The sequence below is a fragment of the Neptunomonas sp. genome (assembly GCF_016744175.1).
In the GTDB taxonomy this organism is placed as follows: Bacteria; Pseudomonadota; Gammaproteobacteria; order Pseudomonadales; family Balneatricaceae; genus Neptunomonas.
Genome location: NZ_JADGEV010000016.1, coordinates 63,169 through 89,671, shown reverse-complemented (window position 1 = coordinate 89,671; position 26,503 = coordinate 63,169). Strand labels below are relative to the sequence as shown.

At 45.7% G+C, this 26,503-nt stretch carries 28 protein-coding genes; 11 read left to right on the top strand and 17 right to left on the bottom strand.

Annotation, left to right across the window (positions count from 1 at the left end):
* Window positions 1-506 (top strand): tRNA (adenine(22)-N(1))-methyltransferase TrmK (locus tag QZZ55_RS09665; RefSeq protein ID WP_293267118.1); only part of this gene is annotated, 506 nt, incomplete at its 5' end.
* Between the two features lie 43 nt (window positions 507-549).
* On the opposite strand, the gene purU is transcribed toward QZZ55_RS09665, so the two are convergent.
* From purU to QZZ55_RS09650, 3 genes are all read right to left on the bottom strand, one after another.
* Window positions 550-1,407 (bottom strand): formyltetrahydrofolate deformylase, encoded by an 858-nt coding sequence (gene purU, locus QZZ55_RS09660; protein WP_293267117.1) that lies wholly within the window; start codon window positions 1,405-1,407, stop codon window positions 550-552.
* 61 nt (window positions 1,408-1,468) lie between these two features.
* Entirely contained in the window at window positions 1,469-2,527 is a 1,059-nt protein-coding gene (locus tag QZZ55_RS09655) for an arginine N-succinyltransferase (protein ID WP_293267116.1), read from the bottom strand.
* Between the two features lie 317 nt (window positions 2,528-2,844).
* A complete protein-coding gene (locus QZZ55_RS09650; protein ID WP_293267115.1) occupies window positions 2,845-3,045 on the bottom strand; it encodes a (2Fe-2S)-binding protein in 201 nt (66 codons plus the stop codon).
* Window positions 3,046-3,204: 159 nt separating this feature from the next.
* Between QZZ55_RS09650 and bfr (QZZ55_RS09645) the strand changes: the two genes are divergently transcribed.
* Complete coding sequence (gene bfr / locus QZZ55_RS09645) at window positions 3,205-3,669, top strand: bacterioferritin (protein WP_293267114.1); 465 nt, start codon at window positions 3,205-3,207, stop codon at window positions 3,667-3,669.
* A 17-nt stretch (window positions 3,670-3,686) separates the two neighbouring features.
* Window positions 3,687-4,154, top strand: coding sequence for a bacterioferritin (gene bfr, locus QZZ55_RS09640; protein ID WP_293267113.1), 468 nt, complete (start codon window positions 3,687-3,689; stop codon window positions 4,152-4,154).
* A 90-nt stretch (window positions 4,155-4,244) separates the two neighbouring features.
* On the opposite strand, the gene metE is transcribed toward bfr (QZZ55_RS09640), so the two are convergent.
* On the bottom strand, window positions 4,245-6,545 hold the full coding sequence (metE, locus tag QZZ55_RS09635) for a 5-methyltetrahydropteroyltriglutamate--homocysteine S-methyltransferase (RefSeq protein WP_293267112.1): 2,301 nt from the start codon (window positions 6,543-6,545) through the stop codon (window positions 4,245-4,247).
* Window positions 6,546-6,676: 131 nt separating this feature from the next.
* Between metE and QZZ55_RS09630 the strand changes: the two genes are divergently transcribed.
* The 7 genes from QZZ55_RS09630 (at window position 6,677) to QZZ55_RS09600 (ending at window position 12,283) form a co-directional block, all read left to right on the top strand.
* Window positions 6,677-7,579 carry a LysR family transcriptional regulator gene (locus QZZ55_RS09630; protein ID WP_293267111.1) on the top strand — a complete coding sequence of 301 codons (903 nt, stop codon included), beginning with the start codon at window positions 6,677-6,679 and terminating at the stop codon, window positions 7,577-7,579.
* Between the two features lie 308 nt (window positions 7,580-7,887).
* Window positions 7,888-8,790 carry a GTP cyclohydrolase FolE2 gene (gene folE2, locus QZZ55_RS09625; protein WP_293267110.1) on the top strand — a complete coding sequence of 301 codons (903 nt, stop codon included), beginning with the start codon at window positions 7,888-7,890 and terminating at the stop codon, window positions 8,788-8,790.
* A complete protein-coding gene (locus tag QZZ55_RS09620; protein WP_293267109.1) occupies window positions 8,787-9,458 on the top strand; it encodes an ATP-binding cassette domain-containing protein in 672 nt (223 codons plus the stop codon). Before folE2 ends, QZZ55_RS09620 begins: the two co-directional genes overlap by 4 nt.
* A 41-nt stretch (window positions 9,459-9,499) precedes the next feature.
* Entirely contained in the window at window positions 9,500-10,318 is an 819-nt protein-coding gene (locus tag QZZ55_RS09615; protein ID WP_366512304.1) for a metal ABC transporter permease, read from the top strand.
* 10 nt (window positions 10,319-10,328) lie between these two features.
* The gene (locus tag QZZ55_RS09610; RefSeq protein WP_293267107.1) at window positions 10,329-11,201 is read left to right on the top strand and encodes a metal ABC transporter substrate-binding protein; all 873 of its coding nucleotides are present in this window, start codon (window positions 10,329-10,331) and stop codon (window positions 11,199-11,201) included.
* Window positions 11,198-11,605, top strand: coding sequence for a phosphoribosyl-AMP cyclohydrolase (gene hisI / locus QZZ55_RS09605; RefSeq protein ID WP_293267106.1), 408 nt, complete (start codon window positions 11,198-11,200; stop codon window positions 11,603-11,605). The genes QZZ55_RS09610 and hisI overlap by 4 nt, the downstream gene beginning before the upstream one ends.
* Window positions 11,606-11,788: 183 nt before the next feature.
* Window positions 11,789-12,283 carry an Lrp/AsnC family transcriptional regulator gene (locus QZZ55_RS09600; protein WP_293267105.1) on the top strand — a complete coding sequence of 165 codons (495 nt, stop codon included), beginning with the start codon at window positions 11,789-11,791 and terminating at the stop codon, window positions 12,281-12,283.
* A 23-nt stretch (window positions 12,284-12,306) separates the two neighbouring features.
* Here QZZ55_RS09600 and QZZ55_RS09595 read toward each other — a convergent pair whose 3' ends face one another.
* The 7 genes from QZZ55_RS09595 to QZZ55_RS09565 form a co-directional block, all read right to left on the bottom strand.
* Window positions 12,307-12,663, bottom strand: coding sequence for a RidA family protein (locus QZZ55_RS09595; protein WP_293267104.1), 357 nt, complete (start codon window positions 12,661-12,663; stop codon window positions 12,307-12,309).
* A 44-nt stretch (window positions 12,664-12,707) separates the two neighbouring features.
* Window positions 12,708-14,096 (bottom strand): FAD-dependent oxidoreductase, encoded by a 1,389-nt coding sequence (locus QZZ55_RS09590; RefSeq protein ID WP_293267103.1) that lies wholly within the window; start codon window positions 14,094-14,096, stop codon window positions 12,708-12,710.
* The gene (locus QZZ55_RS09585; protein ID WP_293267102.1) at window positions 14,093-14,473 is read right to left on the bottom strand and encodes a (2Fe-2S)-binding protein; all 381 of its coding nucleotides are present in this window, start codon (window positions 14,471-14,473) and stop codon (window positions 14,093-14,095) included. The genes QZZ55_RS09590 and QZZ55_RS09585 overlap by 4 nt, the downstream gene beginning before the upstream one ends.
* Window positions 14,451-15,575 (bottom strand): FAD-dependent oxidoreductase, encoded by a 1,125-nt coding sequence (locus QZZ55_RS09580; protein WP_293267101.1) that lies wholly within the window; start codon window positions 15,573-15,575, stop codon window positions 14,451-14,453. The genes QZZ55_RS09585 and QZZ55_RS09580 overlap by 23 nt, the downstream gene beginning before the upstream one ends.
* A 114-nt stretch (window positions 15,576-15,689) precedes the next feature.
* On the bottom strand, window positions 15,690-16,688 hold the full coding sequence (gene dctP / locus QZZ55_RS09575; RefSeq protein ID WP_293267100.1) for a TRAP transporter substrate-binding protein DctP: 999 nt from the start codon (window positions 16,686-16,688) through the stop codon (window positions 15,690-15,692).
* A gap of 39 nt (window positions 16,689-16,727) precedes the next feature.
* On the bottom strand, window positions 16,728-18,026 hold the full coding sequence (locus QZZ55_RS09570) for a TRAP transporter large permease (RefSeq protein WP_293267099.1): 1,299 nt from the start codon (window positions 18,024-18,026) through the stop codon (window positions 16,728-16,730).
* Window positions 18,019-18,582 carry a TRAP transporter small permease subunit gene (locus tag QZZ55_RS09565; RefSeq protein ID WP_293267098.1) on the bottom strand — a complete coding sequence of 188 codons (564 nt, stop codon included), beginning with the start codon at window positions 18,580-18,582 and terminating at the stop codon, window positions 18,019-18,021. Before QZZ55_RS09565 ends, QZZ55_RS09570 begins: the two co-directional genes overlap by 8 nt.
* Before the next feature lie 127 nt (window positions 18,583-18,709).
* Here QZZ55_RS09565 and QZZ55_RS09560 point away from each other — a divergent pair, with 127 nt between their 5' ends.
* Complete coding sequence (locus QZZ55_RS09560; protein WP_293267097.1) at window positions 18,710-19,645, top strand: LysR substrate-binding domain-containing protein; 936 nt, start codon at window positions 18,710-18,712, stop codon at window positions 19,643-19,645.
* Here the strand turns inward: QZZ55_RS09560 and QZZ55_RS09555 are convergent.
* From QZZ55_RS09555 to QZZ55_RS09530, 6 genes are all read right to left on the bottom strand, one after another.
* On the bottom strand, window positions 19,642-19,944 hold the full coding sequence (locus QZZ55_RS09555) for a TfoX/Sxy family protein (protein WP_293267096.1): 303 nt from the start codon (window positions 19,942-19,944) through the stop codon (window positions 19,642-19,644). The genes QZZ55_RS09560 and QZZ55_RS09555 overlap by 4 nt on opposite strands.
* 271 nt (window positions 19,945-20,215) lie before the next feature.
* Window positions 20,216-21,550: an N-succinylarginine dihydrolase gene (astB, locus tag QZZ55_RS09550; RefSeq protein WP_293267122.1), complete on the bottom strand. Its 1,335-nt coding sequence runs from the start codon at window positions 21,548-21,550 to the stop codon at window positions 20,216-20,218.
* A gap of 29 nt (window positions 21,551-21,579) precedes the next feature.
* Window positions 21,580-23,049, bottom strand: a complete 1,470-nt coding sequence (gene astD / locus QZZ55_RS09545) for a succinylglutamate-semialdehyde dehydrogenase (protein ID WP_293267095.1) — start codon at window positions 23,047-23,049, stop codon at window positions 21,580-21,582.
* 1 nt (window position 23,050) lies between these two features.
* Entirely contained in the window at window positions 23,051-24,079 is a 1,029-nt protein-coding gene (gene astA, locus QZZ55_RS09540; RefSeq protein ID WP_293267094.1) for an arginine N-succinyltransferase, read from the bottom strand.
* A 23-nt stretch (window positions 24,080-24,102) separates the two neighbouring features.
* Complete coding sequence (astA, locus tag QZZ55_RS09535; protein ID WP_293267093.1) at window positions 24,103-25,116, bottom strand: arginine N-succinyltransferase; 1,014 nt, start codon at window positions 25,114-25,116, stop codon at window positions 24,103-24,105.
* Window positions 25,117-26,346, bottom strand: coding sequence for a hydrolase (locus QZZ55_RS09530; RefSeq protein ID WP_293267092.1), 1,230 nt, complete (start codon window positions 26,344-26,346; stop codon window positions 25,117-25,119).
* Window positions 26,347-26,503: the final 157 nt, after the last annotated feature.

Genomic DNA, 26,503 nt, shown 5'->3' with positions numbered 1-26,503 from the left:
AGCGTTTTTTTCCTGAGGGAGCAAAAACTAGCAGTTGGCAGACACATGTGGCTGATGTAGCAAAATTACAGTTGTCATCAGCTACCAATGTAAATGAAGGCAGTTGTCATTTAATGATAATTGCAGGTGTCGGTGGTGATTTACTGATTGAATTAGTAGCTGGGCTACTTGTTGAGAACCCTCAACAGAAAATGGAGTTTTTGCTATGTCCCGTGCTGCATACTTATAAAGTACGTAATACATTGATTGAAATGGGATTCTCTTTAATTGATGAGTGCTTAGTACAAGAAAATAACCGATTTTATGAAGTTCTACATGTTAGCTTACACGCAGCGCAGCCTATCTCCCCGGTAGGCTCTATTATGTGGGATCTGTCTAGGCCGGATGATCAGGCTTATTTAGCGAGAACTATTAGCCATTATCAGCGTGTGTCTCAAAATGTGGAGAGAAATGCTCAGCAGGTTCTAGAAGATTATCAGGCGTTAAACTGTGTACTTGGGAGTTAATCACTCATAACTCCAAGTACAGCAGCATAACAGCCTAAGTGGCTTAGTCAGCAAATACCACGGTACGTTGTCCGTTTAAGAAAACCCGTTGTTCAACATGATAACGTACCGCTCGTGAAAGAGTGACGCGTTCTATATCTCGGCCTTTGGCGACCAAGTCTTCTGGGTAGTACGCATGGTCTACTGAGTCGATACCTTGAGCAATAATAGGGCCTTCATCGAGATCATCATTAATATAGTGGGCGGTTGCTCCCACTGTTTTAACGCCTTTTTCATACGCTTGGTGGTAGGGTTTTGCGCCTTTAAAACCAGGTAGTAATGAGTGATGGATATTAATTGCCCAGCCTTCTAAATGCTGGCACAGTTGTGGAGACAGTACCTGCATGTATCGTGCAAGTACGACTAGCTCAGCGTCTACATCTTTGATGATCTGCATGACTTGTGCTTCTTGAGCTGGTTTAGTCTCGGCACTCACAGGTAGGTGGTAATAAGGGATGCCATGCCATTGGGCTAATGATTCAAGGTCCGGGTGATTGGAAATAATAGCCGGTATCTCGATTGATAGCTGCCCAATCCTGTGCTTATAGAGCAAGTCATTAAGACAGTGATCAAATTTGGAAACCATGATCACTACTTTAGGTTTGTTTGCAGTGGAGCGTAATTGCCACTGCATATCAAACTGTTCTGCTTTTAATGAGAACTCTTGGCGAAAGGCGGCTTCATCAAAAGAGTCATTGGCACGAAACTGTGCCCGGATAAAGAACTGGTTGCTATGGCAGTCATCAAATGAGTGCAGTTCAGTGATGTAATGTTGGTTGGTATACAGCAGCCCAGTAACAGCATCGATAGTCCCTAAGCGGCTTGGGCATTGTGCGGTAAGAATCCAATGATTGTTGTCCATCAATTTACCTCCAGAGAGTACGAAAAAAACCAGTGTAGAAGATATTACTCTCTAATACCCGTCATGCCGCCTCTGAGTGTGCTTTTCGGACAGAGGATTTGTTCATTGTGATAAAGCGTACTAAGCCACCAACGGAGAGCTGCAATGAGTGGAAAGTGGCTTGGTCTATAATGAAATCGCCATTGTCAGTCATTTGTCCAGGCGCTAAAGCAACACGGTAGTTATCTAAGCTTTCATTGCTGACTAAGTACATTTGTGACGATGTAGGGAGGTTATCTACCACTTGGAAATGGCTACTACAGCTCTCTTTAACACTGCGAATCTCTTTAGTATCGGCTTGCACCGAAGGGCCTCCATCAAATAAATCAACATAACCGGAGAACTGAAAACCTTCTTTTTTCAACATGAATAATGCAGGCGCCGAGAAATCATGCGGTTTACCTATAACTTCTTGTGCTTCTTGCGGTAATAGGTTGATATATATCGGGTATTTAGGCATCAAGTCAGAGATGAACTGTGAACCTTTGAGCGCTGCGGTATTCACCGCATCTTGAAACTCAATGCCAAAGAAGGGTTTACCAAGGTTATCCCATAGTGGAGACCGGCCATTTTCATCTTGCCAGCCACGTAGCTCAGCAATGATTTGATCACCAAAACGTTCTGGGAAGTCGGCCATGGTTAGAAAGCGCGCACGTGATAAAAACTGGCCTACACCCGGTTTGCGGTATTCGGGTAGCAAGTAAATAGAGCCAACTTCGGTTGATCCAGTGTAATCATTGACGATATTGAGTACTTGGGTTTTACGAATCATATCAAGGTCACTGCTGCTACTGACCAGTGTGGATATTTTATAAGAATAGAAAGGACGGCTAAGTCCTACCCCTGTATAAATAGCTGTCGTGCCAGCTAAATGCCCAGTAGCCGTATCTTCCAGCACCATGAAATACGTATTGCTCTGTGCAGCTGGCTGAGCAGAATTAAAAGCTTGAGCCGATGCATTGATCTTTTCTAGCCAGGCTGCTTCATCAGCAGGCATTGATGTCATCCCTTTGCCGACCGCATGGGAGATGTTCATCAAATCATCCAAATCACTTTCTTTGCAAGGGCGAATAATCAGCATGTTAGGCTCACTTAGTTATCATTATTAACTAATATTCTACGCGTAGCCTTTCAGAATGAGCTGTTTAAATGTTTACTTGGTTAGCAACAAAATACGGAAATAATTATATACGCCGAATATTATTCGGTCAGTGCGCTGTAGTGTTCTATTTGGAAATTTCTAATAGGGTAGGTGTTTAAATTCAGCAGCTGATGAAGACGTATTAGTTAGCAGCGTTTAGGGCGTAATAGACAAAATATTATTTTGTGCTGGCGCGTAGGTGAAGAGTAACGTATTTAGATAAGGAGGTACGTTAGAAGGCATTTAAGACATAGCCGTTACATTGCACTATACGATAGTTCATCAATTTCCATCGCCGATCTATATTGCTTGATGATCTGTCTAGCGGAGCGAGTACATTTACCACAGCAGCTACCAACTGATAGCGTTTTGTTTAGGTCAGCGACACTTGTAGCACCGTCGTCCAGCGCCTCTTTAATTTGTGAATCTGTTACCGCGTTGCAGATACATATGTACATAATTAGATAACCTATATGTTATTAAGATTGATAATAGTTCTCATGTAGATTTATATCAACCTTTTGTCGTCTTTTTTATCCTAACGTAAGACTTTTGTATTTCATCACTTAACGCTTCTGGTATCTTACAAACTTAAGTAGAGTCTGCCGGAGGATGGTATGAAGGGTGATAAGCAAGTACTAAGTATGCTCAATAAGGTTTTGACGGCCGAATTGACATCCATTAACCAGTTTTTTTTACATGCTCGTATGTATAAAAACTGGGGGTTGGGTGAGTTAAACGAGAAAGCTTATAAAAAATCGATCAAAGATATGAAACAGGCAGATGAACTGATCGAGCGAATTTTATTCCTTGAAGGTTTACCGAATCTTCAGCATTTAGAGCGATTACGTATTGGCGAAAACACTGCTGAAATGCTGCAATGTGATCTAGATTTTGAAACAGATCAATTGTCACAACTTCGTGAAGCGATAGCGCTGTGTGAAACGCAGTCAGATTACGTTAGTAGAGATATGTTAGAAGAGATTCTTGAAGCTGAAGAAGCGCATCTCGATTGGATTGAAGCCCAATTATATCTGATTAGCCAGATGGGCATCGAAAATTATCTACAGAGTAAGATGTAAGAGAGCGGAGAAAAAAGATGAAAGGTAATCAGCGCGTTATTGATGGCTTGAATTCATTGCTGGCGATGGAACTAGCAGCTATGGACCAGTACTTTATCCACTCACGTATGTACGATGATTGGGGGCTAACTAAGCTTTTTGAGCGTATCGATCATGAAGTGGAAGATGAAAAAGGGCATGCATCATTATTGATTGAACGTATGCTGTTTCTCGAAGGCACGCCAGATATGGTGACAAGAGAAGGTTTGAAAATCGGTACTAATGTTGTCGAGATGATTGAAAGTGACCTTCGGATTGAATATACCGTGGGTAATCAGCTCAAAGCAGTCATTAAAATCTGTGAAGAAGAGCAGGATTACCAATCTCGAGAAATTCTTGAGAAGCTACTGGAAGATACTGAAGTTGATCATGCTTATTGGCTTGAGCAGCAATTGCGTCTTGTTAAGATGATTGGATTAGAAAACTACCTCCAATCACAGATGTAATTCATTTTTTTTGTACCGATAGTCGATAAAAGCGGCCTCCTTTATTAAATAAAGGCGCCGCTTTTTTATTGGTCTTATAATCTATATCTATTAACTAGCGGCTTTTAATGCTTGTTGGCGCAATGTGTGTGCAGCGGCCACCATGTTTTGTAAAGCAGGAATGACCTCTTTCCACTGTCGAGTTTTTAAACCGCAGTCTGGGTTGATCCACAGTCGTTCAGCAGGAATCCGTTGAGCTGCTTTATCTATTAAGTCAACTATTTGATCCTGTGTTGGTGTGTTTGGTGTGTGAATATCATATACACCTGGGCCAATGTCATTGGGGTAGTTGAAATGATCAAATACATCCAGTAGTTCCATATCGGAGCGTGATGTTTCAATCGTAATAACATCCGCATCCATATCGGCAATGGCAGAGATAATATCGTTAAACTCGGAATAACACATGTGAGTATGAATCTGAGTCTTATCATCTACACCGTTGGCACTGATACGAAAACTCTCAATGGCCCATTGCAAGTATTCTTGCCATTGGGATTGGCGCAAAGGAAGCCCTTCACGCAGTGCTGCTTCATCAATTTGGATGATGTTTACACCGGCTTTTTCAAGGTCCTGAACTTCTTCACGTATCGCTAGTGCTAACTGGTAACAAGAGACTGAGCGTGGCTGATCATCTCGAACAAATGACCAGTTAAGTATGGTTACAGGGCCGGTTAGCATGCCTTTCATAGGTTTCTTTGTTAATGACTGGGCATATTGAGTCCAATTAACAGTCATGGCTTTTGGTCTGCTTATATCGCCAAATAGAATCGGTGGTTTTACACAACGAGAACCATATGACTGTACCCAGCCGAATTGACTGAAAGCATATCCTTGAAGCTGTTCACCAAAGTACTCCACCATGTCATTACGTTCAGCTTCCCCATGTACCAGCACATCCAGACCCAGCGTTTCTTGCTGGTCCACAGCGTATTTGATCTCTTGTTGCATCAGTTGTGCATAGTCGGATTCGCTGATTTGGTCTTTTTTATAGCGTAAGCGAGCGGCACGAATCTGTGCTGTTTGAGGGAAGGAGCCAATGGTTGTTGTTGGATAAAGTGGCAGCTTGATGTGTTCTTTTTGAAGTTTACTACGCGTATTAAAATCACTTTGACGTTGCCCCAGTGATGGGCTGATGTTGGCAACTGCTTGCTGTACGGCAGGGTTGTTAACGCGTGTTGACTGGCGGCGGTTGTTAATGGCTGTTTGATTTGCCGCTAGTTTTGAAGAAACCTTGTCTCGCCCCTCATTAAGTGCAGTTTGTAACGTAGTTAGTTCATCGAGTTTTTGATGAGCGAAAGCTAGCCATGATTTAATTTCAGGATCGAGCTGTTCTTCTGATTCTAAGTCAACAGGTACGTGAAGTAGTGAGCATGACGGTGCAATCCATAAGCGTTCTTGTAGTTCTTTGGCGATAGGCTCTAACCAATTAAGGGTGGTGTTTAGATCGGTTTTCCAAATATTACGGCCGTTGATAACACCCAAAGAAACAACGCTGCTGGCAGGTAGGCTTTTGATCAGGTCAACGACTTCATGCTTGGCATTAATAGCATCCAGATGAACACCTGATATGGGTAGCCGGCTGATGAGTGCTAGGTTGTCTTGCAGTGGACCGAAGTAAGTTGCTAAGAGTAGTTTTACTGGTTTTTTTTGTAAAAACTGATAGCTGTGTTCTAGTGCTTGTTTCCATTCCTGATCTAGTTCGGTTACCAAAATTGGCTCATCGACTTGTACCCATTCAACGCCTGCATTGGCAAGTTCAGCTAATAATTGTTGATATACCGGCAGTAAGCGATCGAGCAGCGCGAGCTTGTTAGAGTTATCTTTCTCTTTACCAAGGTATAGATAAGTAACGGGGCCAATAATGACAGGTTTAACATTAGCGCCATGACTTTGTGCTTCAGATATCTGCTGGAGCAGTTTTTCTGAGTGGAGGCTAAAAGCCGTATCTTGAGTGAATTCCGGCACAATATAATGATAGTTAGTATCAAACCATTTAGTCATTTCGCCCGCGTTAATACAACTACAGTCGGTATCCTTGCTTGAGCGGCCACGCGCAACCCGAAAGTATGTATCTAGCTCTGTGGCATTAGCATTGTGTTGGTTAACTGCTCTGGAAGGGATATTGCCTAGTGCAAAGCTCATGTCGAGTACTTGGTCGTAGAAAGAGAAGTCTCCTGCGGGCAGATAATCTAATGGTGACTGTTGTTGCCAGTGTTTGCTACGAAGCTGTTTTCCACATGTTCTTAACCCTGCAGAGTCTATTTCGCCACGCCAGTATTTTTCTTGTGCAAACTTTAGTTCTCGTTGCGAGCCGATACGCGGGAAGCCCAGGTTGTGTGTGATGGCCATGATGATTTTTCCTTTTTAATCAGTAACTTTGCATTCTGTTACCTATAGTAGAGATCGTGGCTTATGAAAAATAATGCTATTATTTTATCTATCCATAAATTTTATTCATATATTGGCGAGCAAGTTGGCAGATGCTAGAACGTAACCATTTAGTAATTTTAAGAGCAGTCGATCAGCAGGGGTCGTTGACGGCGGCAGCTGATTTTCTTTGTGTTACACAACCTGCTTTAAGCCATAGCATTAAAAAGCTAGAGCAAAGACTAGGCACTGCACTATGGCAAAAAGAGGGCAGGCAGCTACGCTTGACGCAGTCTGGCTTGTATCTGCTTAGGTTAGCGGAGCGTATTTTGCCTCAGCTAGAATTAGCCGAAGAGGTCGTCAGTGAGATTGCTAGCGGTCAGCGAGGAACGTTGCGCATTGGGATGGAGTGTCACCCTTGTTATCAATGGTTACTAAAGGTGGTAAGTCCCTATTTAGCTGCTTGGCCAGATGTTGATGTTGATGTTAAGCAACGCTTTCAGTTTGGCGGTATTGGTGCTTTATATGCGTATGAGATTGATTTGCTGGTAACGCCTGACCCGTTATTTCGTACCGGGCTGACGTATGAGCCCGTATTTGATTATGAGCAAGTGCTGGTGGTGGCAGATACTCACCCTTTAGCAAAACAAAAAGCCATAAGCCCAGAGCAGCTGGTATCTGAAACCTTGATTACTTACCCCGTAGAGCCACAACGTTTAGATATCTTTAGTCAGTTTTTACTCCCTGCTAGTTGCAGCCCAAAGAAGCATAAAACAATAGAAACCACTGATATTATGTTGCAAATGGTCGCCGCCGGGCGAGGCGTTGCCGCCTTGCCAGGGTGGTTGGTAGCAGAGTATCAAAGTCGCATGCCGATTACATCGGTGCGCTTAGGCGAGGGGATGCAAAAACAGATTTTTCTTGGCCAGCGCTCTACCGATTTACAAACAGATTATCTGACAGCGTTTATTGAGTTGGCTAAGGGGCATGCCAATACTTCCAGGGCAATGAGGTAGATCGTATTTTTTCAGGGGTATATCGATGGATCACAATCTCACCTGTTGCTGAAAGTGCCGTGGAATCAATGGTTGTGGGGGTATCGTTAGAGCGACCTATTTCTGGTTGCCCCAGTATTACGAGCTTTTGTCATTTACTGGAACGGAACAACTATTGTTGACTAGGTAGTTAGATGATTGTTCGAAGCTGTGAAGTTGCTAAATATTTGATGTAGTAGGTGGTGCCTGTTCATGAATTGTCTATTGACAAGGCAGGGCTATTTTTATATAAATGTTATGTTATAACATAACAAAGGTTGTATTTTTATATGAACTCCCTCGTATTGCCTGATGTAGCGAGTCAGGTCCATTCCTATCAAGGCATCCCTCTGAAGTTAGTCGGCATGCAGGGGATAGCTTTACCCATTCGACTTGCTGGGCAGCAGTTAAATGTATATGTAGATGCTGGCGTCAGTCTTGATAGTCCAGAGACTCGGGGCATCCATATGTCGCGCCTGTATTTGGCGCTTGAAACGCTTGAGCATCAAGAAGTGACAGTACCTCTACTTGATGAAGTGCTAGACCGTTTCCTCGATAGCCATTGTGGTTTGTCTAAAACGGCTAATCTAAGTATCAAGGGTGATGTACTGTTCAAACGTCCGGCATTGCTAAGCCAATTGGGTGGTTGGAAAGCCTACCCCTTTGAAGTGAATGCCACTCGTGATGCTCAAGGTTCGCACATGACGATGAAGTTAGAGGTTGGCTACTCATCGACTTGCCCTTGCTCAGCTGCTCTTGCCCGCCAGTTAATACAAAAACAATTCAGTAAGGACTTCGCCGACAGAGATTTACATCATGCGGAGCTACACGATTGGCTGGGAAGCTCGCAAGGTATCGTAGCGACACCTCACAGCCAGCGCAGTGCAGCCACGTTCAAGGTACATCTCGCATCGGGATGTACAGAGTTGCCCTTGTTGGTATTGCTTGAGCGCGTAGAGTTAGCGCTTGGCACTGCGCTGCAAACGGCTGTGAAACGGGTCGATGAACAGGCGTTTGCCTTGGCCAACGGTCAAAACACTATGTTCTGTGAGGATGCCGCGCGACGAATTCATCAGGCTCTGCAAGAGGAAGCCTGCTTACAGGGATTTCATTTGCGCGTCGAGCATATGGAAAGCCTGCATGCTCATGATGCCGTTGCCGAAAGTGCGTGGAACTGGGGAAGTCAGAGATGATCCAGTGTTGCGGATTGCAGTGGGGAGCTAATGGACGCTCTCTTACTCCTCCACTTGATTTGCAGTTGGTTCCTGGGAGCCTAACGGCAATGATTGGTAGAAATGGTTCTGGCAAGAGCAGTCTCCTTAAGATTATGGCGGGGCTGAACCAACCCCTGCGTGGGCAAGTTAAGATCAGCACACCATTGCTGGGAGGTATCTCCTACTTACCACAACAGCAGGAATTGGATAGGCAATTTCCCATACGTTTAGCTGAGTTGGTCAGTGCTGGTTTTTGGCGCACTCGTGTGAGCCGCCGCGAGCGCCAAGTGCGCCTGCAGCAAGCCTTATCTGATTGGGGTCTTCTTGAGTTGGAAAAACAGAGTCTAGAGGTTTTGTCGGGTGGCGAATTACAAAGAGCCTTGCTGGCGCGCCTTAGCTTGACCGCCGCCCAAGTCCTGCTGCTAGACGAGCCAGAGGTTGCGTTGGATGAACACGGGCAACAACTGCTCTGGCAGCATATAGCACGTTGGAAACAACAAGGCAGAACCATAGTAATTGTTAGTCATAACCTCGCTAGCCTGAATCAGAAGCTTGATATGGCTCTAATGATTTCGAGCAATGGCTGTATTTTCGCACCTATCGACCAGTTCAGCAGCAATTGTCAAACGCTAGAAGAGGTTGCTTGAACGTGGAATTGCTCTGGGAACCATTTACCGAGTTTAGCTTTATGCGTCGTGCATTGTTCGGAGGAATCGCATTGGCTTGTAGTGCTGGGCCGCTGGGTGTGTTTTTAATTCTACGACGTATGAGCCTGATCGGTGATGCTATCGCTCACGGTATCCTGCCCGGTACGGCACTAGCTTTCTGGTTGTTCGGTTTGAGTCTGCCTGCCTTAACTATTGGTGGCCTTATCGCGGGCTTGAGTATGGCTGGGCTGTCTGCTTGGATTAGTCGTCGTACAGGCTTGCGTGAAGATGCCAGCCTGGCCGCGCTCTATCCGATCTCTTTGGCAAGCGGTGTGCTCCTCCTCGGTTTAGGCGGGCCAAAACTGGATCTGATACATCTGTTGTTCGGTTCAGCATTGGCTGTGGATACAACAACCTTGAATGGGATGCTTGGTACGTCAGTGCTAAGTCTACTGTTGCTCGTCCTGATTTATCGCGCTCTGGCTCTGGACAGCCTAGATCCGCTGTTTCTACGCAGTGTTAGCCATTTTGGAGCACTCGCACATGGAGTGTTTCTAACTCTAGTGGTACTTAACTTGGTCATTGGATTTCAGGCCATCGGTGCGCTTATGGTTGTCGGTCTGATGATATTACCAGCTGCTGCCGCTCGTTTTTGGAGTAGGCAATTACCGGTCTTGTTACTGCTTGCCGCGCTCTTTGGCGCGACCTGTGTGTGGTTGGGACTGCTCCTGTCTTACTATGCAAACTTGCCTAGCGGGCCGTGTATCGTGCTCCTGGCAGGTTTTCTATACGTAACTTCTGTCGTGATTGGGCCTGTTCGTGGTCTATTGCGCTCATTCCCGTCGCTCACAACTATTTGAGGTATTTATCATGCGTAACTTGTTTCTTGCGATAGTCCTGTTGTTTCCCTTGTCATTGCATGCGACAGAGAAAGTTAAAGTGGTCACCAGTTTTAGTATCCTAGCTGACCTGGTTAGTGAAGTTGGAGGTGATCGAATTGAACTGACCAACTTTGTAGGCGCTGATGCCGATGCTCATAAATATGAACCCAGCCCAGACAACGCTAAAGCGCTACTTAGGGCTAACCTAATTGTTGCTAACGGCTTGGGGTTTGAGCCTTGGTTGGATCGTCTACTGGCCAGCACTGAATCAACGGGTAAGCGCATCAATGCAAGTGCTGGGGTACTACCATTGATGTTAGAAGACGAAGGTGAGCAAGTACCTGATCCGCATGCTTGGCAGAGCCTGAGCAACGCTGAAATCTATGTGCGTAACATCGCAAATGCTCTGATAGATGTAGATCCAACCCATGCTGAAGAATATGCTAGCCGCCGTGACGCTTACCTAACACACCTGCATGCGATGCTCAAAGAAGCTAATAATCTATTTGCTTCCTTGCCCGCCAGCAAGCGAAAAGTGGTTACCAGCCACGATGCTTTCGGTTACCTAGGCCAGGCTTGGCAGCTACAGTTTATCGCGCCGCAGGGCCTCTCTACTCATGACGAGCCTTCAGCTGGTGAGGTGGCTGCCCTGATTCGTCAGTTGCGCAAGGAAGGTGTGCGTGCGGTGTTTGTAGAAAATATCCGGGACTCTCGACTGATTCAGCAAATCGCAGAAGAAGCCGGCGCTAAAGTGGGGGGTACCTTATACTCTGATGCGCTGGCGAGTCAGGCTCCTGCTAATACTTATCTAGGTATGTTCAAGCATAATCTAAGCACACTCATGGCAGCACTGAAGCCGTGAGTATCTGGTTGCAACTGGAGCAGGCAGAGGTAGGTCAATCACTTCCTCTGGTTGATGTTCTAGATGCCATTCCATGGAATGCTAATGGCTTGGTCGCTACCATCGCCCAGCAGCATGATACTGGCGAAGTGCTGATGTTGGCTTGGATGAATCGTACTGCGTTGGAAGAAACCCTTGTGACAGGTCGGGTTTGCTACTGGTCTCGTTCACGGCAGCAGTTATGGAGAAAAGGAGAAACGAGCGGCCATCGTCAGTACCTGATCGAAGCACGTTTAGACTGTGATGGTGATGCTATTCTGTTGCGTATCGAGCAGCAAGGTCCTGCTTGCCATACTGGCCGACCAAGTTGTTTCTACAATTCCATTCAGAGCGATCAAGTAGTGGTGATCAGCGCGCCGCAATGAAACCTTTATTGTCATACTTAATATGTGAGCATCGTCCAGTGTGCATGTGGACGATGTTGTTGCGCATATAGATTGCCGAATTTTATTCGGCTCATGTAATAGCAAGGTTCTTAATGAATATCCCTGAATTAGCAGCTACTATGGGTGCATCTCCAGTATAGTTAGAAATAATCAGGTTACTTCATGACTCTTGATCGTATTAATCGAAAGATTCTTTCGGTGCTCCAGCAAAGCGCACGTATTACTAATCAAGATCTCGCTGATCGCGTGGGTTTGTCTCCAAGTTCTTGCTTAAACCGTGTAAAAAAGCTGGAAGAAGAGGGGTTAATTGATGCCTACATGGCCGTTTTAGACCTACCTTCTTTGTGTCGCAGTGTGACGGTTATCGCAACAGTCAGTTTAAAAGACCAAAGTACCGAAGCCTTTAAGCTATTTCGTAATGCCACAGATGACATCCCAGAAGTGGTGGAGTGCTATACCGTGAGTGGCGCATTTGATTTCTTTTTACGCATCATAGCGCCTGATATGCAGCGCTATAATGCTATTAATGACCGTTTGCTTGATCTATTACCTGGCCAGGTTAATATCAGCAGCCATGTTGTACTGGAAACAGGCAAGCCTTTTAAGGGCTATCCATTAGCGCAATTGTTGGATGAGATAAAGCCTGTTAAAGCATAACCGGCTTCATCTACTCTGTTATTTTACGCTTCGCTTATTGCGGCGATAACGGATATCTCGACCAGTAACTCAGGGCTGGCCATGCGTGCTTCCACGCAAGCTCTCGCCGGTGCTTTACCTTCTTCAACCCATGCATCCCAAACGCTGTTCATCTGGGCAAATAAGCTCATATCTTTTAAGTAGATAGTGGCTGAAAGAATGTTATCTTTTGAGCTACCGACAGTCTCAAGCAGAGAGACAACTTTTGCCAGCATGGTTTGCGTTTGCTCAGTAATATCTGCTGAGCGATCTTCAGCTACTTGTCCACAAAGGTAAACAGTATTGTTGTGTACAACAGCGCGACTCATGCGCACAGCGGTTTCATATCGGGTAATCGACATCTCTTTTACTACCTGTAAGTTAATAAGTGATGGGTATTGAGCTATTACTCTGCTAAATCTGCTAATTCACCAATAGTGAGTGGTTTAATCGGTGTGCGAATCTGGTAATAACCCACCTCACTGACAGTTACTTGTCTCTCATTAGCGATGATTTGAGCCACTGTTAATCCGCAAAGACGTCCTTGACAGGGCCCCATACCGGCTCGGCTAAAGGCTTTTGTTTGGTTGGGGCCTGTGCAACCTTGTGCGACCATACTGCGTATCTGGCCTGCGGTTACTTCCTCACAACGGCACACTAATGTTTCGTCTGAAGGCTTTAAAAACTCATCTGCAGGTTGATATAGTGCATCAAGAAAAGGGCGTATTGCCTGCTGTTGCTGAAGCAATCTGCCTGTTTTAGCTGTTTTTAGCAGTAACGTTTCTTGAGATAATTTATCGAGTTGCTGCGCGATACGCCGTGCAGTTAATTCGCCCATATACTCAGCGGCACGTGCGCCTGCAATGCCACTTGAGTCACCTGCTACGAAAATACCGGCTTGGCTACTCTCTCCCCAGCTATCGAGTGTCGGTTTCCAGCACTGCTGTAGCTCATCCCACTGGTGCTCTAACTGTAAAGCACGTGTTAGCTGCACATTAGGAACGACACCTTGATGCACCAGTAGTGTCTTGCAGTTGAAAGTGTCAGTTGCTTCTCCAGTTTTAAATTGCAGTTTGGTTAGCAAGCCAGTGTCATCAGGTAGTGCTTTTAGCTGTGCAGCGTTGTTGATATAACGAACACCAGCACGCTTAAGTTCAATGAGTAACCCCACCCCTTTTAAGAGTAACGGTAAGTTGCGCAAAGCGGCTGGTAAATGACGCAGAGACTTTAGGTAGCGTCCTTTTGGGGTCGTATCAAGAATGGCCTCAATCTCAACGCCTGCTCTGTTAAGCTGCGCCGCTATTAATAACAGCAGTGGCCCGCTACCCGCCAAAACGAGAGGTCCCGAAGGGATTAGCCCACTGCTTTTAAGTAAGATTTGCGCAGCGCCGCAAGACATAACCCCGGGTAGTGTCCAGCCTAAAAAGGGTACAGGGCGCTCTTGAGCACCGGTAGCGATCAACAGCTTTTTAGCCTTTATTTGGCTACTTTTCCCTGCTTTGCTAAAACTGATAAGTAGCTCGGGTGAAACAGTCCATACACTGCTGCTAGGGAAGTAATCAACCTTGGCATAGCGCATCGCCGATAATAATGTCCGGCCATGGTAATAATCAGCCCCAAGAATACTTTCGTTAGCGATAGCGGGACTGCTAATGGAGCGATAAATTTGTCCGCCAGGGGCTGCCTGTTCATCTAAAATAGCGACTTTCAAACCATGAGATGAAGCCGTTGTTGCAGCAGACATTCCTGCAGGGCCTGCCCCGATAATGACTAGATCATATTCGGGAGTGTTCATACGGCCGTGTCCTCATTTTTAATGTGACTATTTTTTAGATCAGTAGGCTTTAAATCACTAGGTTTTGAGTTGTTCAGTTGCCTTGCTTGTTTTTGGCTCATTATCTGCATTCCTTCGCGAGCGGGTGTCATGCAGCCCTGTACATTTTCTACACCGTCAATTTGAAGTAGGCATTCAAAACAAACACCCATCAGGCAGTAGGGCGCGCGACCGCTGCCGCTGACCACAGTCGTACGGCTAGGTTGTAATCCAGCGGCTAAAACGGCTGCTGCAGCACTATCACCTTGGCGTACTTTGACGGGCTGACCTTCAATATAAACAGTGACCCACTCGGCCTTGTTGGTAGGCAGACGTTTAAAGGGTAAAGCGTTTGGCATTGAATACCTCCAAAGGCAGTTCAGTTCGGTCATTGGCGATCCAGTCGGCAATAGGGCCTTCATGTAGGGCGCCTAATGTAACACCGCTATGGCAGGTAACGAGATAGGCCCCAGGATACTGTTGGGAAGCTTCATACAGTGGATAGCCATCAGGTGTCATAACACGTAAAGCACCCCAAGCGCGGATCAAGCGAACATCTCGCAGGAGGGGGAACATCTGGCTGGCTCTGTGTGCAATTTTTGCGATAATGTCTGAGGTTGTACCAGAATCGAAACCAACATCTTCTTTTGAGTCGCCCAATTGCAGAGTACCTTCGTTGGTCTGTCTCACATGGCCGGTAGGGTAATTTAGAAATGGCTTTACGCGTTCGCAGATAAGGACTTGGCCACGGTTGGGGACTAACGGCGCGGACAAACCTACGTGAGGGGCTAAATCACGGTTGCCTAAACCCGCGGCTAATACTATTTGATCACCATGCCATTGCCCGGAGTCAGATGAAAGCGTGAAACCTGAGTCTGTAGGCTCTATTTTAGATACCTTGCCGGAGTTATCGATTGTGCCACCGCGCTGAAGAAACTGCTCTGTCATGGCGCGCAAGTAGAAAAGCGGGTTTAAGTGGCCATCTTCTGGCCCCCATGTTGCTCCTGCTACTTCAGGACCAGCTTCGGGGATAAATTCACGAAGTTGTTGTAAGTCGAGTGTTTTAAAGGGGTAGTCGCCGGCCGCTGTTTTTTGCATGCGGGTTAGCATGGCATGCCGTTGGCTGAGCTCTTGCTCGCTCAAGCACAGAAACAAGCCGCCACGTTGTTGTAGCTGTATATCAATCCCGGTGGCTTCTTTTAGGCGTAGAGCATGATTAGCCCAGAGCTTAGCTGACAGGCGTGAAATAGCCGCATACTCAGGTAATGTGTCGCCTTTACCTTGTACCCAAACTAGGCCGAAATTGCCGCGAGAAGCACGCAATGCAATATCACCTTCGTCAAGAATAGTTACGCTCAGTCCATTGCGTTGCAGACCCAATGCGACGGCCAGGCCGACAATACCGCCGCCCAGAACGCAAACGTCTGTTCTACGTTGGCTGTCAGTTGAAAACTGCGTCATGGCATGTCCTTTTTGGGGAAAAAGGCCCGGCATAAATGAGCCGGGCAATGAGACAAAAATTACTGCAAGGTCTTCTTTGCAGGGTTTACATCTATTCTTTCTGCATTAAATGGCTTATTTTAAGGCTTCGTCTAAAACGCCTTGTGCCCACTCTGCGCCAATGTCATTGATAATTTCAGGCCATACTTTTTCACGAACGATTTTGGCATGCGCTTCAATTTGCGCTTCGCTAACAGGAACAATGTGCGCGCCGGCTTTTTCTAGCAGTTGCTCATTTTTCGCTTGATCACCACGTGCATTTTCCCAACGTGTTGCTTCAAACTTATCAGCGGCGCTGATGAGTTTGGCGCGTTGATCATCTTTCAGCTCATTGAAAACGTCTTTGTTGATGATCAGGTACCACATTTCAAAATGGGTATTGATAGGCAGGTAGCTCTTGGTTACGTCACGAAATGATGCGTAATAACCTTCCGCTCCGGATCCCATAACACCATCAACAACACCCGTTTGTACGGCGGTGAAAGCTTCAGAGAAGGGCAGAGGTGAGCCAATAAAACCGATGTTGTCAGCGGTTAACTGGAACGTTTTAATAGGTGGGACGCGAAGCTTTGCTCCTTTGTTTACTGAAGGGTCTGCCGCATTTTCGATCTCTTTATTCAAAGAAACACCACCGAAGTAAACCGGCCATGCACCCAGAACAGTAATGTTCTGTGCATCATAAAGTTCTGCAACGGTTTGGCGCATAGAAGAGCCTTTAGCAAACACTTTTTGTGCGTCATCCCACGTTTTCACAAGGTAAGGCATGTAAACAACCTGAAAACGTTTATCAACACCCGATGCTGGTGGTTGTACCGCCATATCAACTGCGCCTAAACCTACGCGTTCTTGTACAACGGTGTAGTCACCTAGTGCGCTAGCCGCATAGATTTTCACCTTAACCTTGCCATCAGTTGCTGCTTTTATGTCGTTAGCAAATTGTTTGGCATCCATATCGATGGCAGTCGCTTGTGGGCGAACATGTGACAGCTTTAGCGTGACAGCTTCTGCTGTTGCTGTGAGTGATACTGATAATGTGACCGCCATGGCCAGCTTATTAATCAGGTTTTTTTTCATTGTTATCTCCCGAGTGACATTGGATTTTTTTATGTTGTGTTAATAACCGAACGCGCGTGGAAAGTATTCCGACAAGTCAGGCCAAACTGAGACCAGTATTACAACTGGGATGTATCCGAAGAGGATGAGCAGCATGGCTGGCTTAACCACTTCTGTGAATTTAACTTTACCGATACGAGCGCCCAAATAGAGGATGCTGGCATACGGTGGTGTAACGCCGCCCATCGCTGTATTGACACCCATAATGGCTGCGAATTGAATAGGGCTAACACCCAAAGCAGACATCAATGGCAGTAACAGTGGGGCTGTTAGAATGATGGCAGTGATATCGTTTACGACCATGCCAATAGCGAACAGGAACAAGTTAACGAGTATTAGTAGCAGCACTTTGTCGTCGGTAATCTCAAAGATCTTATCGACTAACATTTGTGGAATGTCTTCCATTACATAAATTTGGCTCAGCATTAGACTGAACAAAATCATGATCAGAATGGCGCCTACAGCAGTGGCAGACTCCTTGCCGGATTCAAGTAGGGTTTTAAAGGTCAGTCCTTTGTAGATCATGAAACCGACAGGTAGTGAGTAGATAACAGCAACGGCGGCTGCTTCAGTTGGCGTCATAATACCGCCATAAATACCACCGAGAATGATAACAGGCATGAGTAGTGCGGGAACTGCGCTAACTGTGCGTTTACTGGCCTCACTCATTAGCTGCTTCATCGGCATTGGATCGTCGAGAATCAACGGGAATTTGCGTGACATCACCAGATTAACAATAGAGAAGTTAGTCATGATCAACAGCCCCGGGCCTAATGTTGCCAGGAAACATGCCAAAATTGATGTGTCTGTTACCCAGCCATAAACAATCATGGTGACGCTGGGTGGAATTAATAGTCCAAGAATAGAAGAGTTAGCTACCAAGGCTGTTGCATAAGCACGCGGGTAACCTTTGCGCTCCATTTCTGGAATCAACAAAGGGCCGATGGCCGCAATACCCGTAAGCCCACTACCTGAAATGGCACCGATAATGGCACAGCTAATGGCTGCCACCACACCAAGTCCACCGCGGATACGGCCAATAAAGATGTTTACAAAATCGAGTAAGCTAGCAGCAATACCGCTGATGCTCATAATAGTGCCGGCAAATACAAACAGTGGAATTGCCAGCAGTACAGGGTTTGTTAGTTGGCTAAAGCCCCACAACATCATGCCGCGCATAGACGCTTCGCCTACGGTGGTCATAACGATGAGCCCAGCACCAAAACAGTAGGGCAGTGGTACCCCAATGGTCAGCAAAATGACCAGTACGGCAAATGCCAGAATAGCGATCTCAACCATTGTTATTGCCCTTTTGTGTGTCAGCTAAAATCTGGAACTCTTCCACTTCATTGGTGGTTGGAAGGTCTGGATCAATCTCGTGATCAGGTTTAGTGCGATACCCAAGCAGGTACTGCACATTACGGATCAGGTGCCATATTGTGAATGCGGTCATCATAAGCAAACCGATAAACAGAGCTGATTCGTAAATAAAGGTAGGAATATAAAGTGTTGGTGTACCTTTCCACACTCGGATGGAGTAGCTGAAATACAACCAGGCCCACCAGGTTAACCAGATCGAGATTGCAATACTGATGACCTCTGAAATGGCTTGCAGTATGGCGCGTGCGTGATCGGTTTTAAGAAAGATCTCCAGCACATTAGCGCGTATCTGTGTGTCTTCACGTGAGGCGTTAACACTGCCCATGATGTACAGCCAAATAGTTGGAATCAGCGCTGTTTCTTCCAAACCCATAATGGGCGTTTCAAAAACGTAACGCGTAATCACTTGTATGAATTGGCAGGCGGCTACTGTGCTGATTAAAGCGGTCAGTATGTAACGAAACATTTGTTCCATCAGTCCCTCTCTTTTTATGTTTCTAGTTGAGGTGTCAGCTTTATTTAATGATGATGGCTTGATTAAATAACATCAAATCGTTTATTTATATTACTTGATAGTATTTTGTTATTAAGTGGAGGAGCTAATGGCGCGTGTAACCTATCGGCAAATAGAAGCATTTAGAGCCGTCATGATTAGTGGCACGACTAGTGGTGCCGCAGATATTTTATGTGTATCTCAGCCTGCGGTGAGCCGTTTATTGAGTGATTTTGAGAGCATGGTTGAGGTGCAAATGTTTGAGCGTCATAAGAAACGTTTGATTCCAACGCCAGAAGCACATGTGTTTTATGCAGAAGTAGAGCGCTCTTTTGTCTCAATGGAAACACTGGCGCGCGCAGCTGATGACTTGCGCGAATGCCATACCGGTACATTGCGGGTCGCTTCAATGCCTGCTGTTTCCATCGATTTTATTCCACGAATCACACAATTGTTTGGACAAGAATACCCCGATGTAACCTTTTCTTTGCAGGTGAGAAGTACCCAACAAGTAGCCGATTTAGTGGCCAGCCAGCAGTATGATTTGGGAGTAGTTTCTGCGATTCCTATGGCTGATGTGGCGATTGAAGTCGAGCCTTTGGCAGAAAGCCGTTTGGTGTGCATTCTTCCTATCGGCCATCCTCTTGTGGAAAAAGAGGTGATCGTTCCGAAAGACTTGGAAGGAGAGAATTTTATATCTCTGGGAACCGAGCAAAGTATCCATCATAAAATTGATAGTGTATTTGATTCTGTAGGCGTTAAACGCAAACTCTTAATGGATACACAGCTGTCTTACAGTGCGTGTGCGCTAGTCTTATCTGGAGCAGGAGTCTCTTTAGTAGAACCCATTACGGCATTGCATTATCAAAAACTTGGCTTAGTAGTAAAGCGTTTTGAGCCGCGTATTGCTTATCGTTATAACTTGATATTTCCTGCGCACAAAACTAAATCAGCGTTGACCTTATCTTTCGTTAAAATGTTACGAAAAGAGCTGAAACTACTTCATAAAAGCAGTAATGGGTTATTTGAAAAACTATCGAGTTAGAACTGAAGAGGCTTGTGCTCTTTTTCAAAAAGCTTTTCTAACTCTTGAAATCCATCTAATTGCATAATCAGTTGTGACTTTTGTTGCTTGGCGATGGTGAGCCAGTGCTCGCCTTCCAGCGCGCCGACCAGTGCATATAAAAGATTTAAGCTAGGTTTATTTTTACTGGTTTTTCTGACTTGAATAAAGACTCGAATAGCGCCTAAAGAGCGCAGCGTCTCAACTGAATCAACCCCTGCATCTTTAAGCATTTTCTCGGACATAGGGCCTAAGCCTTGAAGATCTTTTAGCGTTTTCATATTTAGTTAAAAGTACGCGATGTTTGTGTTTATGTATTTAGTTTATGTATGTCATCATATCTTATTGTGACGTTCGTTGGTTTTAGAAAAGCCATTAAGTATTCAGCTAAACATTGCAGAGCTAGTCTAAATCTTTCGTATGTCTTTAGTGAGTGTTTTTCAGAATATGACATGGGCGTGGTATTGATGAGAAGTGGGTTTGTATATGAAAAAAAACCGGGCTTTCACCCGGGACAGAAGAGCTATAACTAATAAAGATGTATTTAGAAAACTAGATTTTTTGAAAGGGATAAACAGAGCCTAGACTGAGTATTTGAGTGAGTTCATCCAGAGCGCTGCGTGATTCCAGCAATAGCTGAGGGTCGGCTAAGTCTGCTTCAGATATGCGGTCGCGATAATGCTGATTCACCCATTGAGTTAAACGGATATACAGTGCTTCACTCATCAGTGTATTGGAGTTGCAGGCCGCTTGTTCGTGCTCATTGAGCACGACGCGTAAACGCAGGCATGCAGGTCCACCACCGTTACTCATACTCTGTTTTAGGTCGAACACTTTCAACTCACTGATAGCCGAATCACCATCACGCAGCTCGGTTAAGTAATCCCAAACGGCGGGTGTTTTTTGGCACTCTTCAGGAATAACAATGACGGTTTTACCATCAATTGAAAGTAGCTGGCTGTTGAATAGGTAGCTTTTTACAGCATCCTCAACAGACACACGTGAGCTCGGAACTTCAATCACATTGAACTGGTTGTTCATGGCGGCCGCAAGGCGTTTAAGTACGTCGGGCTGATCCAAAAAGGCTTCTTGATGGCAGAACATCAGGTCACGGTTGCCCACAGCGATAACGTCGTTATGAAACACGCCTTTATCAATCACATTCGGGTTTTGCTGTGCATAAATCACGCCTTTGTCCTGCAAACCATGTAAGCGAGCGACGGCTTCAGATGCCTCGTAGGTGTGACGGGCAGGGTAGCGAGTTGGTGCGGGCTTACTGCTATCAAATGCATAGCGACCATAAACGAAGAACTCAACGCCGGCTTGGCCATACTCATGGCAGAAGCGAGTATGGTTTGCAGCACCTTCATCGCCGAAGTGCTCAACACCAGGCAAGGCTTGGTGATGAGAGAAATAGCGCTCATCACTGAAAGTCGCTTTAAGGATACGCCCTGTGACTTCATGCTCAATTGAGCGGTGAAATTTATTGGTCAGGTTCGCCGGTGTGAAATGTACTTTCCCATCGGCTGTATCGGCACTGGGCGAGACAGTAGCAGCGTTGGCTGTCCACATGCTTGAGGCAGAGCAGCAAGCTGCTAGTACCTTTGGTGCTTGCTTGCCGGCCGCTTGCAAAACCTCAGCGTCACTACCGGTAAATCCAAGGCGACGTAGTGTATTGAGGTCAGGGCGTTCTTGCGGCGCAAGTACGCCCTGAGTCATACCTGCATCGTGCAAGGCCTTCATTTTGGCCAAGCCTTGTAGTGCTGCCTGTTTGGGATTTGATGCTTGCGCAGAGTGACTCTGCGAAGCAACGTTACCAAATGACAGGCCAGCGTAGTTATGAGTAGGGCCAACTAGGCCATCAAAATTGGCTTCTACCGCGTTTATAGTGGATGTCATTTCAATCTCCATGCGGCTCAGTTAAGTGTTAGGCCAGGGGATAGTGTTGCTGGCATCGACAGCTGTTCTGCTTCAATGCCTGCTACCGGGTAGGCACAATAATCTGCAGCATAGTATGCACTAGCACGGTGGTTACCACTGGCTCCGATTCCGCCAAAAGGCGCAGCACTACTGGCACCCGTTAACTGCTTGTTCCAGTTAACGATACCGGCACGGATATGTCGATAAAAATGATCAAACTTGGCTTGGTTGTCGCTAAATAAGCCTGCAGATAAACCAAATTCTGTCGCATTGGCTTGGCGGATAGCATCATCAAATTCTGTATAGCGAATGACCTTTAGTAAGGGACCAAAGTGCTCTTCATCAGGCATACCTTTAACATCTGTGACATCAATTAAACCCGGAGAAACCAAACCAGTACCGGCTTTAATTTTTTCTAGTTTAAGTAAAGATGTTGCGCCCATATCAAGCAATTGCTGCTGTGCTGTAACCATACCATCGGCAGCAGCTTCTGATATCAGGCTACCCATGAAGGGAGCGGGTTCATCAAACTGGCCGCCTACTTTAATTTGGCTAACGGCAGTTTGCAGCTGTACTAGAAACTGGTCACCTGTGTCGTTTAACGGTACGAATAAGCGACGCGCACACGTGCAGCGTTGACCAGAAGTGATATATGCCGATTGAATGGTTTCGTGCACTGCTGCTTTGATATCACTGATTTCGTCAATGATTAATGGATTGTTTCCACCCATTTCTAAGGCTAAAATTTTACCCGGATGGCCTGCAAATTGCTCATGCAAGAGATGACCTGTACGAGAGCTACCTGTGAAGAAAAGGCCGTCAATTTCAGAATTGGCAGCGAGAGCGATGCCTGTTTCCTTCTCTCCTTGCACTAAATTGATTACGCCACTAGGTAAACCTGATTCTTCCCATAGAGATACCATCAATTCGGCAACTTTTGGGGTGAGTTCACTTGGTTTGAAAACGACGGTGTTACCTGCCAGTAAAGCCGGGACAATATGGCCATTGGGTAGATGTGCAGGGAAGTTGTAAGGGCCAAAGATAGCCACAACGCCGTGTGGTTTATGGCGTAGTACCGCTGTCGCACCAGCCATGTCACTGCTGCGCTCCCCGGTACGCTCAATGGCTGCTTTGATAGATATTTCGACTTTACCAATAACAGCGGCAGCTTCGGTTTGGGTTTCCCAAAAAGGCTTACCTGTTTCTTCTGCAATGGTACGTGCCAGTAACATTTTATTTTCTGTAAGTTGTTCTGCATAACGGCGTACTTGTTCGCAGCGCTGCTCAAAGCTTAGATTTGCCCATTCAGTACTGGCGGCACGAGCGGATGCCACGGCAGTGGTCACTTGTTCAAGATCAGCAGAAGAACCAGACCAGATAGTGTCTCCATTTGATGGGTTAACAGAATTAAAGCTTGTGCCTTGGCCTGCTAACCATTGGCCGTTAATAAATAGTGATGTGCTCATATTAAAATCTCCTTCCTGAGGACAGCGGAACAATGCGAACGGTAGTGCCTTCAATAACATTCAGTGCAGAGGCCACGTCGGGTGTTATAGTTATTACGTTTTTACCAGCACGGCTGATAGGTGACATGCAGCAGCGAAATTGTGAAAACTCAGTGTTACTGATTAAGTAAGTTTCGCCATCGGATGGGATGTCCGCGATATGCACCTTAACGTACTGGCTTTCTTGGATTGCACGGATATCGTTAACGCGTGCTTCAAGTGTCGGGCCTCCATCAAAAATATCGATATAGCCTGTGTATCGCAGCCCTTCATTTTCTAACAGGCGTCGTGCTGGTGTAGTCGCTTCATGGGTTTTGCCAATGGACTCTTGTGCATGCTGTGATAAGAGGTTTGTATAGATGGTGTTTTTAGGCATTAACTCCGCAATGAAAACTTTGTCCATTGAAGAGATCTTATCGGCTTCTGCAAAATCTAGAGAAAAGAAATGCCTGCCTAACCCTTCCCAAAAAGGTGATACACCGCTCTCATCTGAGTATCCGCGCATCTCAGCAATTAGGTGCTCGTTAAAACGTTGAGGAAATTCTGCTAGAAACATAAAACGAGATTTAGACAGTAACGAACCTTGCTTATCTTTTCGTGCTTCTGGTGTTAAAAATAACGTGCATAGCTCGGAATAACCGGTGTGATCGTTGGTAATCGTCAGAGTGCTAATTTGGTTGTAGACATCTAACTCTCGTGAGGCGTGTACCAGAGTACCGACGCGGTAGTTATACCAAGGGTCAGATAAACCTACGGCTGATTCTATACCGCAAATTCCGACAACCTCTTGTGTGTCAGTGTCTTCCATAACAAACAGGTATAGGGCTTCAACAGGAACACTTCCTGCTGTAAATGCAGAGAGGCCTGCCTCAAGCTTTGCCGCCACTTGCTCATCATTATCTTGTAGCGATGTGAAACCAGGCCCAGTTTTACGTCCCAGTTCTCGCAGTGCTTCATGATCATTTGCCTGAATAGGGCGTACTACCATCATAATTGAGCTATCTCCTGTCCGGGTTAAAGGCTAATAATGCGAACGTCATCGCCATTGCTGAGGTGTAATAAGGTCGCTAGTTCAGTAGTGATTTCCGGTTGCTGAGGATCGAGTTTGGTCACCACACAACGAAAATTTTCACGTTCGGTATTGCTGATTAATACGTCAACTTGATTCGCACCAGACACGTCGTTACTAATTTTTATAATGTCTTTTTTACACAGTGATACGGTGCGGATATCTTGGGTGCGAGCCTCTAGTGTTGGGCCAGCATCAAAAATATCGACGTAGCGTCGGTAGCTAAAACCTTCATCCTCTAAGAGCTTCTTAACCTCAATCATATCTGGACGAGGTTGCCCTAACGATGCCTGTGCTTCATCACTTAGTAATGGTACATAAACTGGATAGTGAGGCATCAGATCAGCAATAAAGCCTTTTGAGTTAATACCTGTGAGGTAGTTAGCTTTAGCAAAGTCCATATTGAAAAAATGTCGCCCTAAACATTCCCAAAAAGGAGAACGGTTTTTGCTATCAGCTACACCTTGTAGTTCGGCAATTAGCTTGTTTGCAAAGCGTTCAGGATACTCAGCTATAAACAACATACGGGAGCGGGATAGTAAGTTTAAGTTCTCTTCCGTGCGATAGGCTTTATCAAGAAATAGTGTGCAAAGTCTGGCTGATCCTGTGTAATCTTGGCACAAGTGTAATGCAGGAATTCGATTATGAATCTGTAGTTCGCTAGAGGCATGTACGACTTCATCAACGCGGTAACTATAAAAGGGGGTATTCATGCCTACGCTTGCATCGATGCCACATACGCCAACTATTTCGCCATTGGTTTGGTCTTCTAAGACAAAGCGATAGCTTTCATCAGAGTATTGAGTCACCTCTTTACGTAACGATTGACGAGTACGATTGATGAGTTCATTTAAGTGATCACGGTTGGCTGGCAGTGTCGTCATGCGACCACCAGAAACAACGGCTAAACGCTCTAAACCTTGTAAATCTGCAAATGTAAGAGGACGGATTAATAGCATCTATTGCTCCTTCAGCCAACTAAGGTCATCGGCGCTGGCTAACTTCATTAATAGCAAGGCGCTTAAGCGGGCTCGCTCAGATAAGCTACTCACAAACATATACTCATCACTCGAATGAATTTTCCCACCTTGAACGCCCAAGGTATCGATATTAGGAATGCCTGCTGCTGCTAAGTTATTTCCATCACAGCAACCACCGGTAGCAACCCAATTAATATTCATTCCTAGATCGGCACCGCATTCTTTGGCTAGTTCAAAGAGTTTTTGGTTAGCACCACTGAGGACTTTTGGCTTGCGCCCAAAGCCGCCGTGTAGTGTTGCATTAATACCATCGCGTTGGTTGAGTTCTGCAATAAGTTGTTCGATATTCTGCGTGCACCATGATTCATCTTCTGGGCGCTCTAAGCGTATGTTGAATCGTGATAAACATAAGTCCGGGACCACATTAACGGCACCGCCGCCTTCAATGAAACCAGGATTGATTGTCACACCTTCGCGTTGTCCATTGAGATCATCTAAAGCTGAGATGAAATCACACATAGCACGGATTGCATTGCGCCCAAGGTGGTGTTCACGCCCTGCGTGAGCTGCTTTTCCGCGTACAACAATACTGAAGTTTCCGCTCCCTTTACGGGCACCAGCGAGCGTTCCGTCAGGCATACAAGGCTCATAGATCATACCCAAATCAACACGCGTTGCAGCATCAGCAATCAAGGGTGCGGAGCCTGGTGAACCTATTTCTTCATCAGGGTTGAATAGAATTTCCCAACCGATGTTATCTGCCCATGGGCTGCGCTCCAAAGCTTCAATGGCTTTAAGCATCACCATTAAACCACCCTTTAAATCCGCGACACCAGGACCATTGAGAGTGTTGTCATCTAGCCACGTAATATTTTGAAAAGAGGAGTCCACGGGGAATACGGTGTCCATATGGCCGCAGAAGAATATTTGTAGTGGTGCTTCAGGGCGTTTTTTAATACGTAGAGCATCCCCTAATGGTGCTTGGGATACTTCTCCTGCTGCGTTAACGAATTCGAAAGGAGCGACTGGAATAATGTCAGCCTTTCCGCCAAGAGGCTCAAAGTATTGTGCTAGCTTTTCGCGAACACGGTTCACGCCTGAAGCATTGAGTGAACCGGAGTTTATCAAGGCGAGTTCAATGGTCTTGTCTAGCATTTCATCTTGCTGTGAGTCGAGCCAGTCCAGCCATTGTGCGTAATCGTGAGCCATACTTGAGTCCTTTTATCTGATTTGACCATTATTGGTGAAATCTTTAAAAGAATCTGTTGAGTATGCGACCTGATTTTCAGATTTTCAAAAGATAATTTGCTCTGTTATCAAGGGTGTGAGGCAAAGCGTTTAACAAACAACATCGTAGTGGACGTGT

Excerpts from the sequence above, each read along its gene's own strand:
- purU (WP_293267117.1), bottom strand. The coding sequence starts at position 1,407 with ATGGACAACAATCATTGGATTCTTACCGCACAATGCCCAAGCCGCTTA.
- QZZ55_RS09655 (WP_293267116.1), bottom strand. The coding sequence starts at position 2,527 with ATGCTGATTATTCGCCCTTGCAAAGAAAGTGATTTGGATGATTTGATG.
- QZZ55_RS09650 (WP_293267115.1), bottom strand. The coding sequence starts at position 3,045 with ATGTACATATGTATCTGCAACGCGGTAACAGATTCACAAATTAAAGAG.
- bfr (WP_293267114.1), top strand. The coding sequence starts at position 3,205 with ATGAAGGGTGATAAGCAAGTACTAAGTATGCTCAATAAGGTTTTGACG.
- bfr (WP_293267113.1), top strand. The coding sequence starts at position 3,687 with ATGAAAGGTAATCAGCGCGTTATTGATGGCTTGAATTCATTGCTGGCG.
- metE (WP_293267112.1), bottom strand. The coding sequence starts at position 6,545 with ATGGCCATCACACACAACCTGGGCTTCCCGCGTATCGGCTCGCAACGA.
- QZZ55_RS09630 (WP_293267111.1), top strand. The coding sequence starts at position 6,677 with ATGCTAGAACGTAACCATTTAGTAATTTTAAGAGCAGTCGATCAGCAG.
- folE2 (WP_293267110.1), top strand. The coding sequence starts at position 7,888 with ATGAACTCCCTCGTATTGCCTGATGTAGCGAGTCAGGTCCATTCCTAT.
- QZZ55_RS09620 (WP_293267109.1), top strand. The coding sequence starts at position 8,787 with ATGATCCAGTGTTGCGGATTGCAGTGGGGAGCTAATGGACGCTCTCTT.
- QZZ55_RS09615 (WP_366512304.1), top strand. The coding sequence starts at position 9,500 with ATGCGTCGTGCATTGTTCGGAGGAATCGCATTGGCTTGTAGTGCTGGG.
- QZZ55_RS09610 (WP_293267107.1), top strand. The coding sequence starts at position 10,329 with ATGCGTAACTTGTTTCTTGCGATAGTCCTGTTGTTTCCCTTGTCATTG.
- QZZ55_RS09600 (WP_293267105.1), top strand. The coding sequence starts at position 11,789 with ATGACTCTTGATCGTATTAATCGAAAGATTCTTTCGGTGCTCCAGCAA.
- QZZ55_RS09595 (WP_293267104.1), bottom strand. The coding sequence starts at position 12,663 with ATGTCGATTACCCGATATGAAACCGCTGTGCGCATGAGTCGCGCTGTT.
- QZZ55_RS09590 (WP_293267103.1), bottom strand. The coding sequence starts at position 14,096 with ATGAACACTCCCGAATATGATCTAGTCATTATCGGGGCAGGCCCTGCA.
- QZZ55_RS09585 (WP_293267102.1), bottom strand. The coding sequence starts at position 14,473 with ATGCCAAACGCTTTACCCTTTAAACGTCTGCCTACCAACAAGGCCGAG.
- QZZ55_RS09580 (WP_293267101.1), bottom strand. The coding sequence starts at position 15,575 with ATGACGCAGTTTTCAACTGACAGCCAACGTAGAACAGACGTTTGCGTT.
- dctP (WP_293267100.1), bottom strand. The coding sequence starts at position 16,688 with ATGAAAAAAAACCTGATTAATAAGCTGGCCATGGCGGTCACATTATCA.
- QZZ55_RS09570 (WP_293267099.1), bottom strand. The coding sequence starts at position 18,026 with ATGGTTGAGATCGCTATTCTGGCATTTGCCGTACTGGTCATTTTGCTG.
- QZZ55_RS09565 (WP_293267098.1), bottom strand. The coding sequence starts at position 18,582 with ATGGAACAAATGTTTCGTTACATACTGACCGCTTTAATCAGCACAGTA.
- QZZ55_RS09560 (WP_293267097.1), top strand. The coding sequence starts at position 18,710 with ATGGCGCGTGTAACCTATCGGCAAATAGAAGCATTTAGAGCCGTCATG.
- QZZ55_RS09555 (WP_293267096.1), bottom strand. The coding sequence starts at position 19,944 with ATGAAAACGCTAAAAGATCTTCAAGGCTTAGGCCCTATGTCCGAGAAA.
- astD (WP_293267095.1), bottom strand. The coding sequence starts at position 23,049 with ATGAGCACATCACTATTTATTAACGGCCAATGGTTAGCAGGCCAAGGC.
- astA (WP_293267094.1), bottom strand. The coding sequence starts at position 24,079 with ATGATGGTAGTACGCCCTATTCAGGCAAATGATCATGAAGCACTGCGA.
- astA (WP_293267093.1), bottom strand. The coding sequence starts at position 25,116 with ATGCTATTAATCCGTCCTCTTACATTTGCAGATTTACAAGGTTTAGAG.
- QZZ55_RS09530 (WP_293267092.1), bottom strand. The coding sequence starts at position 26,346 with ATGGCTCACGATTACGCACAATGGCTGGACTGGCTCGACTCACAGCAA.